12 protein-coding genes, 1 pseudogene and 1 riboswitch are annotated in these 12060 nt (G+C 65.7%); of the genes and pseudogenes, 9 read left to right on the top strand and 4 right to left on the bottom strand.

Annotated elements, in window-relative coordinates:
• Positions 1–107: 107 nt before the first annotated feature.
• The 6 genes and pseudogenes from ACVWY0_RS21475 (at position 108) to ACVWY0_RS21500 (ending at position 4935) form a co-directional block, all read left to right on the top strand.
• Complete coding sequence (locus tag ACVWY0_RS21475) at positions 108–524, top strand: PLP-dependent transferase (RefSeq protein WP_485838503.1); 417 nt, start codon at positions 108–110, stop codon at positions 522–524.
• A pseudogene (locus ACVWY0_RS21480) lies at positions 461–592 on the top strand (O-acetylhomoserine aminocarboxypropyltransferase); the annotation flags it as partial. The gene ACVWY0_RS21475 and the pseudogene ACVWY0_RS21480, both read left to right, overlap by 64 nt.
• Position 593: 1 nt before the next feature.
• Positions 594–824: a PLP-dependent transferase gene (locus ACVWY0_RS21485; protein ID WP_485838493.1), complete on the top strand. Its 231-nt coding sequence runs from the start codon at positions 594–596 to the stop codon at positions 822–824.
• A gap of 68 nt (positions 825–892) precedes the next feature.
• Positions 893–1007: riboswitch (SAM riboswitch) on the top strand.
• A gap of 12 nt (positions 1008–1019) precedes the next feature.
• Positions 1020–2135 (top strand): homoserine O-acetyltransferase MetX, encoded by a 1116-nt coding sequence (gene metX / locus ACVWY0_RS21490; protein WP_485838494.1) that lies wholly within the window; start codon positions 1020–1022, stop codon positions 2133–2135.
• 234 nt (positions 2136–2369) lie between these two features.
• Positions 2370–3752: an MFS transporter gene (locus tag ACVWY0_RS21495; RefSeq protein WP_485838495.1), complete on the top strand. Its 1383-nt coding sequence runs from the start codon at positions 2370–2372 to the stop codon at positions 3750–3752.
• A 64-nt stretch (positions 3753–3816) separates the two neighbouring features.
• On the top strand, positions 3817–4935 hold the full coding sequence (locus ACVWY0_RS21500) for a zinc-binding dehydrogenase (RefSeq protein WP_485838496.1): 1119 nt from the start codon (positions 3817–3819) through the stop codon (positions 4933–4935).
• A 31-nt stretch (positions 4936–4966) separates the two neighbouring features.
• Here ACVWY0_RS21500 and ACVWY0_RS21505 read toward each other — a convergent pair whose 3' ends face one another.
• A complete protein-coding gene (locus ACVWY0_RS21505) occupies positions 4967–5866 on the bottom strand; it encodes a LysR family transcriptional regulator (RefSeq protein WP_485838497.1) in 900 nt (299 codons plus the stop codon).
• Between the two features lie 140 nt (positions 5867–6006).
• Between ACVWY0_RS21505 and mmsB the strand changes: the two genes are divergently transcribed.
• Both mmsB and ACVWY0_RS21515 read left to right on the top strand, forming a co-directional pair.
• A complete protein-coding gene (gene mmsB / locus ACVWY0_RS21510; protein ID WP_485838498.1) occupies positions 6007–6909 on the top strand; it encodes a 3-hydroxyisobutyrate dehydrogenase in 903 nt (300 codons plus the stop codon).
• Positions 6910–6947: 38 nt separating this feature from the next.
• Positions 6948–8432, top strand: a complete 1485-nt coding sequence (locus ACVWY0_RS21515) for a CoA-acylating methylmalonate-semialdehyde dehydrogenase (protein WP_485838499.1) — start codon at positions 6948–6950, stop codon at positions 8430–8432.
• A gap of 47 nt (positions 8433–8479) precedes the next feature.
• On the opposite strand, the gene ACVWY0_RS21520 is transcribed toward ACVWY0_RS21515, so the two are convergent.
• The 3 genes from ACVWY0_RS21520 to ACVWY0_RS21530 are packed head-to-tail and all read right to left on the bottom strand — an operon-like array spanning position 8480 to position 11138.
• Positions 8480–9028: a hypothetical protein gene (locus ACVWY0_RS21520; RefSeq protein ID WP_485838500.1), complete on the bottom strand. Its 549-nt coding sequence runs from the start codon at positions 9026–9028 to the stop codon at positions 8480–8482.
• A 13-nt stretch (positions 9029–9041) separates the two neighbouring features.
• On the bottom strand, positions 9042–10277 hold the full coding sequence (locus ACVWY0_RS21525; protein ID WP_485838501.1) for a winged helix DNA-binding domain-containing protein: 1236 nt from the start codon (positions 10275–10277) through the stop codon (positions 9042–9044).
• 12 nt (positions 10278–10289) lie between these two features.
• Positions 10290–11138, bottom strand: coding sequence for an SGNH/GDSL hydrolase family protein (locus ACVWY0_RS21530; RefSeq protein WP_485838504.1), 849 nt, complete (start codon positions 11136–11138; stop codon positions 10290–10292).
• A 95-nt stretch (positions 11139–11233) separates the two neighbouring features.
• On the opposite strand from ACVWY0_RS21530, the gene ACVWY0_RS21535 reads away from it, so the two are divergent.
• Positions 11234–11884, top strand: a complete 651-nt coding sequence (locus ACVWY0_RS21535) for an alpha/beta hydrolase (RefSeq protein ID WP_485838502.1) — start codon at positions 11234–11236, stop codon at positions 11882–11884.
• The last annotated feature ends 176 nt before the right edge of the window (positions 11885–12060 follow it).

Here is a 12060-nt window from a genome sequence, read left to right on the forward strand (position 1 = left end):
GTGGTCACTCAACCGCTCCGGACCCTCCGGGGTCACCCATCCACTACGCGCCATGCCGAAACATTAACACACCCGTGCTAAGTAAACTGCATTGGATCTAGACCCGTATCGGCAACCCCACGCAGGATGCCGTGGAACAGAGGATTGCCAGCCTGAAGGGCGGACTCCCGGCGCTGCTGCTGAGCTCGGGACAGGCCGCTGGAACCTTTGCCATCCTGAACACTGCCGAGGCCGGGGACCACGTTGTGGCCACCCTCGGCGCCAACCTGTCCTACATCCTGAAGGCCCGCGTCCAGCTGTTGCGCGACCTGGGCTCGGCAGTGTCACCCTTCAACGCCTTCCTCATCGCCCAGGGCCTGGAAACGCTGAGCCTGCGGGTGGAGCGGCACGTGGCCAATGCCGTCGACGTCGCCCAGTGGCTTGAGGCAAGGGCCACGTCGAATCCGTCGCCTATGCAGGGCTGCCATCCAGCCCCTGGTGTGAGCGTGGCCGCAAAAGCGGCCCCAAGGGCACCGGTGCGGTAGTCGCGTTCAACCTGGCCGGCGGCGCAGAGGCCGGGAAGCGCTTCGTGGATGCCCTGGAGCTGCACTCCCATGTGGCCAGCATCGGGGACGTCCGTTCACTGGTGGTCCACGCGGCATCAACCACGCACAGCCAGCTTTCGCCCGGGCAGCAGGCCATCGCCGGGGTTCACTCCGGGACTCGTCCGCCTGTCCGTGGCTATCGAAAACATCGATGACATCCTGGCCGACCTTGAAGCCGGCTTCCGGGCGGCCAAGGGCGCGGCGGACCCTAGCAAGGACGTGGCCGGCCAGCCGCAGTAGGGCTCCCGCGAAGTCATAACCAGTCACACGCTTAGCAATAGACCGGGGCTGTTCGTACACTCGAAGCAGGTCATGAGTGCCAGCGACAGCCCCGGCTTGCTGGCCGGCAACCCTCTTTTGCGGTGGGGTGCCCCGGGTGAGGACCTGGCCTGCCGGTCAATTGACGGTGGGCAAGCGCATAGAAAAGGTCCTTCCATGACGATTACGATTTCCCGTACTGCAGCACCCGGAAACGGGGTGGTCCGTTACGCCAGCATCGGCGGACTCGAGCTCGAAGCCGGCGGCTACCTCCCGGAAGTCACCCTCGGCTATGAAACGTGGGGAACCCTCAACGCGGACGGCTCCAACGCCGTCCTGATTGAGCACGCCCTGACCGGAAGCACACACGTGACGCGCGGCGACAGCGACGAGCCCGGCTGGTGGGAACAGCTGGCCGGGCCGGGTGCGCCGGTGGACACGGACCGGTTCTTTGTGGTCTCCATCAACATCGTGGGCGGCTGCTACGGCTCCACCGGGCCGTCCTCGGATGCCCCGGACGGCAAGCCGTGGGGGTCCCGCTTTCCGTTGGTAACGCTGCGGGACACCACCGCGGCCGAGGCCAGGCTGGCTGACCAGCTGGGAATCCCGAGCTGGTACGCCGTGCTGGGCGGTTCCATGGGCGGCGCGCGGGCCCTGGAATGGGCGGTCACCTACCCGGAACGGGTTCAGCGGTGCGCCGTTATCTCGATCGGTGCCGCCAGCACGGCCGAACAGATCGCGTTCGCCCAGGCGCAGACGCTCGCCATCCGCCAGGACAGCAATTTTAACGACGGCGACTACTACGGCGGTCCGCTGCCGGAGGACGGACTGGCACTGGCACGGCGCATCGCGCACATCACCTACCGCTCCGCCGAGGAATTCCATGGCCGCTTCGGACGGTCGGCCCAGCACCCGGAGTCGCCGTTCCAGGCGGCAGCGCTGGGGGAGCGGGGCCGCTACCAGGTGGAAAGCTACCTGGACCACCAGGGCAGAAAGCTGGTGCGGCGCTTTGATGCCAACAGCTACATCGCCATCACCGACGCCCTGATGAGCCACGACGTCTGCCGCGGGCGGGGCTCGCTGAACGAGGCCTTGGGCCGGGCCACCGCCAGGTTCTTCGTGGCTGCGGTGGACAGCGACCGGCTGTACTTCCCGTCCCAGTCCCGTGAACTGGCTGACGCGCTCCCGGGCGACGTGGACGTGCACGTTATTGAGGCCCCGATCGGCCACGACGGCTTCCTGACCGAGATCGGCCAGCTCGGCGCCCAGCTCCGGCGGCATCTCGCCGGCTGAGCCGGACAGAGCCGGGACTGCGCCGACTTAGCCGGACAGAGCCGGAACTCAGCCCGGACAGAGCCGGACAGGGCGCATGTGCATAAATGCAGATAGGTTCTGCGCTTTTCGTCGTTGAGCATGACCCGTCGTCAGTCCATACTCGTGGGACCCGGCGCGTCGTGGTGAACATCACACATGGCCGCCAACGTCTGGTCCCAGTGGTGTCGATGGAGACGCCGAAGGAGTTCACATATGAGTACGGATAACTCCGCCGCAAGGCGAGCAGTGGAAACCGACGTCAAGGCCTCAGGCCTGAGGAAAGTCGTCACGGCCTCCATGGCCGGCACCGTGGTTGAGTGGTACGAGTTCTTTCTCTACGCCTCCGCAGCCACCCTGGTCTTTGGAAAAATGTTCTTCCCCAATTCCGGAACGGAACTGGATGGCATCATCGCAGCGTTTGTCACGTATGCGGTGGGATTCGTCGCCCGGCCCATCGGCGGGATTGTCTTCGGACACTTCGGTGACAACTTCGGCCGGAAGCAGCTCCTGCAGCTGAGCATCATCCTGGTGGGCGTCTCTACTTTCCTGATGGGCTGCCTGCCCAGCTTCGCGCAGATCGGCTACTGGGCGCCGGCGCTGCTCGTGTTCCTGCGCTTCGTGCAGGGCTTCGCTGTCGGCGGTGAATGGGGAGGCGCAGTTCTCCTCGTGGCCGAACACAGCCCGAACAAGTCGCGCGGATTCTGGTCCAGCTGGCCCCAGGCTGCCGTCCCGATGGGCAACCTCCTTGCCACGGGCGTGTTGTTCACCTTGTCCTCCACCCTCTCTCCCGCTGACTTCCTCAGCTGGGGCTGGCGGGTGGCGTTCTGGCTCTCTGCTGTGATCGTGGTGGTCGGCTACTACATCCGCACCAAGGTCCAGGACGCACCGATATTCCTGGAGTCGCGTAAGGAAGTCACTGTCGAGAAGAAGGGCTACGGCGTCGGGGAAGTCTTCCGCCGCTACCCCCGGGGCGTCTTTACCGCCATGGGCCTGCGGTTCGCAGAGAACATCCTCTATTACCTCGTGGTCACCTTCTCCATCACCTACCTCAAAGTTGTGGTCCAGACGGACACCTCCCGGATCCTGCTGCTCCTGCTGGTGGCGCACTTCATCCACTTCTGCGTTGTCCCGCTCGTCGGCAAGATGTCCGATGCCTTTGGCCGCCGGCCTGTGTATATGGCCGGTGCGGTTCTCGGCGGAACCTGGGGTTTCTTCGCTTTCCCGATGATGGACACCGCCAACGATCTCGTCATCCTGGCCGCGATCACCATCGGCCTGCTTTTCCACGCACTGATGTACGCGGGACAGCCGTCGATCATGGCGGAGATGTTCCCCACCCGGATGCGGTATTCGGGCGTTTCGCTCGGCTACCAGGTGACGTCGATTGTGGCAGGTTCGCTGGCACCGATCATCGCCAGCTCGCTCTTGGCCAGCTTCGGATCCTCCACTCCGGTGGCTCTCTACCTGATGGCTGCCTGCATCGTGACTGCGGTCTCCGTGTTCTTCCTTAAGGAAACCCGCGGCATCTCATTGCACGACGTCGACGCCGCTGACGCCCGAGTCACCGCCGATCTCCTGGTGGCCGCCAGGAAGTAGGCCCGCCAGGACACGGCAACACCAGCTGCACGCCAGCCCTTTACCCCGAAGGTCAGGAACTTCCATGCGAGCAGCAGTCCTTTACTCCACTGTCCCGTCCGGCACCAGCTACACCGACGCAAAGCCCCTGGTGGTGCAGGAGTTGGACCGTCCCGAACCCCGCGCCGGGGAACTGGGCGTCACCATCACGTACTCCAGCCTCTGCCACTCCGACCTGTCGGTCGTGGACGGCTCCCGCGTCCGGCCCCTCCCCATGGCGCTGGGGCATGAGGCAGTTGGCCGCGTCGACGCCGTGGGCGAGGGCGTTAAGGACATCAAAGCGGGGGACCACGTGGTGCTTGTTTTTGTGCCGAGCTGTGGGAAGTGCCGGGCCTGCTCCGCCGGCCGGCCCGCGCTCTGCCACCGCGCCGCCGAAGTCAACAGCTCCGGCGACCTGCTGCACGGCGATGCCTTGCTCTGCACCCGGGAGGGCGGGCGGATCAACCACCACCTGGGAGTCTCGGCCTTCGCCGACTATGCCGTGGTGGCGCGTGAGTCCGTGGTGGCAATTGGCGACGACGTCCCGGACACCGTAGCGGCCATGTTCGGGTGCGCGGTGCTCACCGGAATGGGCGCCGTGATTAACACGGCGGCGGTGACGGCCGGGCAGTCCGTGGCAGTCTTCGGGCTGGGAGCCGTGGGGCTGTCCGCGGTGATGGCTGCGGCCGTCGCGGGGGCGTCGGCCGTGATCGCCATCGACCCCAATATCGGCAAGCACCAACTGGCCCGCGACTGTGGCGCCACAGCCGTAGGCACCCCCGAGGAGGCCGCCTCACTGATTGGCCGGGTCACGGGGGACGGTGTGGATGTTGCCATCGAGGCCGTGGGCTCAGCCCGGGTGATTGCCTCGTGCCTGGAGCACGTGACACGAGGGGGTGCGGTGGTATCGGTGGGCCTGCCGCACCCGTCCGCGGAGCTGACCGTCCCGGCCCTGCAGTTCGCCGGGGCGGGCAAGCGCCTGCTGGGTTCCTATATGGGCGACGCCGTGCCGGAACGCGATATTCCGCTTTTCCTCAATTACTGGAGGCAGGGAAAGCTGCCGGTGGAACTGCTGCACACGGACACCAGGCCGTTGGCCGAAATCAATGAGGGCCTTGATGCCCTCGCCGAAGGACAGGTGGTCCGGCGGCTGTTCCAGGCGTAACAGCCGGCGCCCACCGGAGACGGGTGCCCTGTCAGCCTGCCAGCAGTTCCTGGCGTTCGTCCACTTCTTCCTTCAGCGCGGCGATGACTGCCTGGACCTGGCCTGACCGCAGTGATTCCGGGCGTGCCACGGCCCAGATGGGCACCTGGCGCTGGAAGGCATCGGGGAGCACAGGGACAAACTCGGGCTTTCCTGCCACCATAAAATTCGGCAGTAGGCCGATTCCCGCACCTCTGCGCACCGCCTCCACCTGGGCAAAGATGCTGGTGGCCTGGAAACTGGACTTCGGCATCGGCAGCTGCGAGGACCGGTGTCCCAGCTCCGCCACCTGGAGCGCCGACTCCACGTAAGACACAAAGCCGTGCTGCCCCACGCCGTCGAGCGTTTCGGGCAGCCCGCGCTCGGCGGCGTAGCCGGGGCTGGAATAGAGCCGCAGGAAGTAATTAGTCAGGAAGATCGTCTGCGCAGTGGTGACATCGGTTCGGCCCACCACCACCTCGAGGTCCACACCGGACCGGTTCTGGCTGACCTTCCGTGTGGCGCTGAGCATTTCCACGTTCAGCAGCGGGTGCCGGCGCTGAAGCCGGACGAGGGCCGGCGTCACAAACTCGGCACCGAAGCCGTCCGATGTGCTGATCCGCACCAGCCCCGAGAGGCCGCCCCGGTCATCGCTGATGAGACCGGACAGCGAGCCCAGGGTTTCCTCGATGGCCTCGGCGGCGGCTACCGCGGCGGCCCCGAGCTCGGTCAGTTCCCAGCCGTGGGGGCTGCGTTCCAGTGTCCGGCCGCCCAGCTGCCCGTCCAGGGCGAGGATGCGGCGGGAAATGGTTGTGTGGGTTGTGCCCAATGTCTCGGCGACGGCGTTGAACCGGCCCAGGCGGGCCACCGTCAGCAAAATCAACAGATCGTCCGGGCTCGGAAGCCGTCTCACGTGCGGTCCTTCTCTTGATGTGCATCAGTGCACATGGTGTCTGTACTTTTTCTCCTTGATTGCACTGTATCAGGGTGTGATGGTGGACACGGAGCGCCGGGCCCCATCGGCTCGGATACCAAGCAAAGGAGCTTGCAATCATGGCAGTAATCGGTTGGATCGGTCTGGGAAACATGGGTGGCTCCATGTCGGCAAACCTTGCAAAGAGCGGGCATGACGTCCGTGGCTTTGACCTCAACCCGGCAGCGGTGGCAGCCGCTGAAGCCGGGGGAGTAAAGCCGGCCCAGAGCATAGCCGACGCCGTTAACGGTGCGGACGTGGTGTTCACCATGCTGCCCAAGGGTGAGCATGCCAAGGCCGTGTACCTCGGGGAGGACGGAGTCCTCGCACACGCTGAGAGCCGCACCCTCCTGGTGGATTCCTCCACCATCGACATCGCCGCCGCGCAGGAACTGCACGACGCCGCCGCTGCCGCCGGCTTCCGCTTCGTGGACGCTCCCGTTTCAGGCGGCATGAGCGGCGCCAAAGCCGGAACTCTCACGTTTATGGTGGGCGGCGAAGAAGGCGCGGTGGCCGACGCCACCGGCTACATCGGCCCGATGGCTTCCAATATCATTCCCACGGGTGCGGCCACCACCGGCCAGGCAGCCAAGATCTGCAACAACCTGATGTTGTTCATCAACCTGGCCTCCACGGCAGAAGGGGCCGTCCTGGCGGACCGGCTGGGCCTGGACAAGCAGGTTTTCTGGGACATCGCCTCCGTCTCCTCGGGCGACAGCTGGGCCCTGCGCACCTGGTATCCCGTTCCCGGGGTTGTTTCCACCGCCGCTTCAAACAACGACTTCGCACCCACCTTCACCACGGAGCTGGCCAACAAGGACATCGGCCTGGCCATCAGCGCCGCCGAGGACACCGGAACGCCGCTCGAAATCGGCAGGCACGTCCAGCAGTTGTTCCAGCGGCTCGTCGACGCCGGGGAATCCGGCAAGGACTGCTCCATGATCATCAAACTCGTGGACGGGTCGCTGGACTCCACCGTTTAGTCAGCCAGCACGAGAATTACCCCAGGAAAGAGATCACCATGCAAACCATTCCGCACTTCATCAACGGCGGCCGCATCAGCGATGCTGAGCGCTTCGGCCCCGTCTTCAACCCGGCAACGGGAGAGCAGGAAAAACAGGTTGCCTTCGCCTCCGCCGCCCGGGTGGAGGAAGCCATTGCCGCGGCCAAGGCAGCGCTTCCCGGCTGGCGGGCCACCAGCCTGGCCAAGCGCACCAACATTTTCTTCCGGGTGCGTGAAATCCTGATGCAGCGCAAACCCGAGCTCGCGGCCATTCTCACGAGCGAGCATGGCAAGGTACTCTCCGACGCAGAGGGAGAGATCTCGCGCGGCCTGGAGAACATCGAATTCGCCACCGGGCTCTCCCACATGCTCAAGGGCGAAAGGTCCGAGCAGGTCTCCGACGGCGTGGACGTGCACTCCGTCCGGCAGCCCGTCGGCGTGGTGGCGTGTATTACGCCCTTCAACTTTCCGGCGATGGTGCCGCTGTGGATGATCGGCAGCGCGCTCGCCTGCGGCAATACGGTGCTGCTCAAGCCCAGTGAAAAAGACCCGTCGTCGGCTGTGTTCATCGCAGAGGTCTTCGCCGAAGCAGGGTTGCCGGCGGGCGTCCTGAACGTGGTCCATGGCGATAAGGAGGCCGTGGACGTCCTGTTGGAACATCCGGACGTCAAGGCTGTCAGCTTCGTCGGTTCAACGCCCATCGCGCGGTCCATCTACAAACGCGCCGCCGACAACGGCAAGCGCGTCCAGGCGCTCGGCGGGGCGAAGAACCACATGGTGGTCCTGCCCGACGCCGATTTGGACATGGCAGCCGATGCGGCGATTTCCGCGGCCTACGGTTCGGCCGGTGAACGTTGCATGGCTGTAAGCGTGCTGGTGGCAGTGGGGAACATCGCCGATGACCTGGTTGCGGCAATCACCAGCCGGATGGCGACGCTCAAGATCGGCCCCGGCACCGACCCGTCCTCGCAGATGGGGCCGCTGATCACGGCAGAACACCGCGACAGGGTTGCCTCCTACGTGGCCGGCGCCGAAAACGAAGGCGCCACCGTCGTCGTCGACGGACGCACCCAGGACTTTGATTCGAACGGCTTCTTCATCGGCGTCAGCCTCGTGGATCACGTCAAACCGGGCATGAAGGTCTACGACGACGAAATCTTCGGCCCGGTCCTGTCCGTGGTCCGGGTAGAAAGCTACAGCGACGCCGTACGGCTGGTCAATGAGAACGAGTTTGGCAATGGTGTTGCTATCTTCACACGCGACGGCGGCGCCGCCCGGCAATTTGAGTTCGACGTCGAGGCCGGCATGGTGGGTGTGAACGTGCCGATCCCGGTGCCCGTGGGGACCTTCTCTTTCGGCGGCTGGAAGAATTCACTGTTCGGCGACACGCACATGTACGGACCGGACAGCATCCGCTTCTACACACGCGGCAAAGTGGTGACGACGCGCTGGCCGGATCCTGCCACGTCCGTCATCGACCTCGGCTTCCCGCAGGTGGACTAGGCAGTAGGTGGACTAGACAGTAGCTGGACGAGGCAAGTGCCCGGAAGTTAGCCGTTCATGATGTCGGAGCGGCGCTTCATGTAGTCCTCCATGGCCAGCTCGCCGTTGCTGTACTGCTGGTCGAGTTCGGCCAGCTTCCGGGCACGGTATCCCTGCGGGCCCGACGGCGGCAGGGGAATGCCGGGGGCGGCAGGCTGCTGCGGTGCTTCCGCGCGCTGCTCCGGCACCCGCTGACCGTTCGGCACCGGCTGGCCGTTGGGTTGCGGCTGACCGTACGGCGGGAACTGCTGATCCGCAGAAGGAATCGGCTGCATGGGCGGCAACGGCTGGCTCGGCGGCAGGGGCTGCGGGCTCATGATCTGCCGGAAGCCGCCACTCATGTAGTCCTGCTGCGTGTAGCCGTCACGGGGCTGTTTGTTCTGCGCCCCGGGGTACTGATCGCTGCCGGGGTACTGCCCGCCGCCTGGAAACTGCTCGGGGTAGCGCCCGGAAAAGCTCTGCTCCTGGTTCCGTTTGTTCACGGATTTCCGGTACATCCGCATCGCCATCGGTATTACGAACGACAGAATGATGATCCAGAAAAACAAGCTGTTCACGGTGTAGCGCCTCTCATATGTGTCCTTCCAGCTTAACCCCGGAGCCCACACGCGCGGCCGGGATCCCCAGGAAGGCCCCGTACCGGTCCACGGCGTCCTGCACCGCCGCGTCCAGTACCGGGTCCGCGGCAGCGGACAGCCGGATATCCAGCTCACAGCGGCCGGAGAACATGGTGTGCCGCCAGCAGCCGGCCATCCGCCCGTCCAGCAGCACCACATGTATCGGATCCCCGGCGACCGGGAACGCCGGAGCGCTGCCGCCCAGATAGTGCCGCGTTGCGGAATAGCCCATCACGTATTCGTCGTAACACTGGATCAGGTCGATCCGCGGTCCGGACGCCGGTGTGGCATTGCCGCCATCCGCCCCGCCCTCCGTGCCGGCGTCGAAGTAATGCTCGACGCCGTCAATCACCGACGTTGCCAGCGTTTCGGGAGCAGCCGCTAGGGTCTGTTGAAGGCCGAGGCGCACGTCGGCCATGGTGAGCCCGGACCAATCGGCGCAGTCCTTGACCGTGGCCGGCCCGCGGCTGGTGAAGTAGCGCCGGACGAGCTCGCTGAGCGCTTCGGCCCGGGTGGGCGGCATGGCCGGGCCGGCAGGTACACGCTCGTCAAAAAGGGCGTAGGTCTGCTTCAGGGCCCCGCCCCGACTGCGCACCGGCGACCCGCTGGTCAGGATCCCGCTGATCTCGGCATGCATGATCAGGTAGGCCAGTCCGAAGCCGGTGGCCGCGAACCCTTCGTCCTGCAGCCGCGCGGCCAGCTGTTCGCGGGTCAGGTGTGACCCGCCCCGGACGGCTTCGGCCAGGAACTGTCCGCTCCGGTCAGCGGCGGCGGCATCAATCCCGGTCTGCCGGTACATGCCCGCGTTGCCCTGGTGAAGCCGCGGCGCGGACAAGGCCGTCAGCCAGCGAAGATCCTCGCGGTGCACAAAATGCCAGGTGGGCCGCAGGATATGGGTGCGCAGGATGCGCCCGTCGGACACCGCCTCCTCCACCTCCGCGGCGCTGGCCACCGCAGCCTCGGCAGCAACACGATGAGACGGGGCCCCGGAGGCAGCTCCAAGACTGCCGGTCCTTTGCGCCAGGCTCCAGCGGGCGTAGGGAAACTCCTGCGCCTGGACCGCCAGCAGGTGCCGGACGGCGTCCTCCGGGGAGCCCAGGCCGGGCCCGCGCAGCCGTTGGGCGTGAAGCCGCCGCCGCACCACCTCATCCGGATCCATGCCTGTCCGGGAGAGCTGTCCCTGGGTCACGCCGGGCCGCCGCTAGCGCCGGGCGTCGGTGGTGCCCAGCGGCCCCTCGCCGGAACCCAACGGAACGCCCGGGCCGAACACGGGTCCCGGCGTCGGGCGTTTTGCGGTGATTCCGTCGCCGGAAGAGCGGTGGCGCAGCCGCCGCACCACCCACGGGACAAAGTACTCGCGGGCCCACACCAGGTCCTCGGAGCGGGCTGCCCGCCACGTGCGGGCGGGCAGGGGCTTGGGCCGGAGCGGCTCAAGCGTGTGGTCCACGTTCAGCGATTCCAGCACCATGGCGGCGATGGTGTGGTGTCCCAGCGGCGAAAAATGCAGGCGGTCCTCGTCCCACATCTGCGGATCGTTCAGCTGCTTGAGCGACCACATGTCGGCGATGATGGCGTCATGGCGGGCGGCCACTGTGCGGAGGTTCTCGTTGTAGATGGCCACCTTGCTGCGGATCCGTCCCAGGACCGAGGAACCGGTATCCGGACCGTTGAACAGCACCACCGTGGCGCCGCCCATGGCCAGGATCTGGACCACTGAATCAAGTTTTTCGGCGAGGGCGTCGGGGTCGCCGCCGGGCCTGATGAGATCGTTGCCGCCGGCGGAAAGGGTTATCAGGTCCGGCTTAAGCGCCAGGCACGGAGCGAGCTGCTGGTCCACGATCTGCTGCAGCAGCCGGCCGCGGACGGCCAGGTTGGCATAGGCGAAGTCGGCCTGGCCCCTGCCCAGTTCCTCGGCCACCCGGTCCGCCCAGCCGCGGAAGCCGCCGGGGCTTGTGGGGTCCGGGTCGCCGATGCCCTCGGTGAACGAATCTCCCATCGCCACATAGCGGCTCCAGGGGTGGGCTTCCGTGGCCCTGGGCGGGCTCTGCATGGCTTTTGCTTCATTCACGGTCCTATCCTGCCTCCTTGCTCACAAGCTACGCCACCGTAGGTAGTTACCGCCGGGTAACTGTAAGAATGGAAACTATGACTGACGCCCAAGTATTTCCCGCCCCCGTTGTTCTGTGGTCCCGGCCGCAGGACCAGCGCTCCGGAAAGCCGCTGCTGGTGCTGCTCCACGGCTACGGCGCCAACGAACAGGACCTGCTTAGCCTGGCGGATATGCTTCCCGAAGACTTTGTTGTTGCCTCACTCCGGGCGCCATTGGCCACGGGCCCCGGGTTTATGTGGTTCCCCCTGACGGCCTCCATCGAGTACACGCTCGACGCCGTCAAGGCTGGAGCCGGTTACGTGCAGGACTGGATCGACACCGTCAAGGCCGACCACCCGTCGGTGACGCTGCTCGGCTTCTCCATGGGAATGGCGATGGCCACCACGCTGCTCCGGCAGCGCCCCGCTGATTACGCCGCCGTCGTCGGGCTTTCCGGTTTTGTGGTCAACGCGGACGGGGACCCCACGTTCAAGGATGGCGAACTGGACGGTAAAGTGCCGCTCTTCTGGGGCCGGGACCAGCAGGACCCCGTGATCACGCCCGACAAGATCGAGTACACCATGGGCTGGGTGCGTGGGCACGTCAAGCTCACCAAGGTGCTCTACACGGGCATGTGGCACGGCATCAACCAGCAGGAAATCGGGCACGTCTCCGAGTTCCTGACGCACGAGGTGCTGAACAAATAAACGTACGACGGCGGCCGGCGGCACAGTGCCGCCGGCCGCTTACGCTGTCCTCGCCGCCTGAGGCTGAATCAGGCCTGCTAAATCCAATGCCGTTTACTTTGTGGTTTTTGGTGTTCGCTTGAGTGGCCAGTTGGACATTTTGCGTTTGACGGCGCGGGGAACGGTGCGTTGTCGGC

The organism is Arthrobacter sp. UYNi723 (assembly GCF_054057635.1).

Bases quoted from the DNA above. Each gene is read 5' to 3' on its own strand.
- ACVWY0_RS21485 (WP_485838493.1), top strand. From the start codon at position 594: ATGTGGCCAGCATCGGGGACGTCCGTTCACTGGTGGTCCACGCGGCAT.
- metX (WP_485838494.1), top strand. From the start codon at position 1,020: ATGACGATTACGATTTCCCGTACTGCAGCACCCGGAAACGGGGTGGTC.
- ACVWY0_RS21495 (WP_485838495.1), top strand. From the start codon at position 2,370: ATGAGTACGGATAACTCCGCCGCAAGGCGAGCAGTGGAAACCGACGTC.
- ACVWY0_RS21500 (WP_485838496.1), top strand. From the start codon at position 3,817: ATGCGAGCAGCAGTCCTTTACTCCACTGTCCCGTCCGGCACCAGCTAC.
- mmsB (WP_485838498.1), top strand. From the start codon at position 6,007: ATGGCAGTAATCGGTTGGATCGGTCTGGGAAACATGGGTGGCTCCATG.
- ACVWY0_RS21515 (WP_485838499.1), top strand. From the start codon at position 6,948: ATGCAAACCATTCCGCACTTCATCAACGGCGGCCGCATCAGCGATGCT.
- ACVWY0_RS21530 (WP_485838504.1), bottom strand. From the start codon at position 11,138: ATGCAGAGCCCGCCCAGGGCCACGGAAGCCCACCCCTGGAGCCGCTAT.
- ACVWY0_RS21535 (WP_485838502.1), top strand. From the start codon at position 11,234: ATGACTGACGCCCAAGTATTTCCCGCCCCCGTTGTTCTGTGGTCCCGG.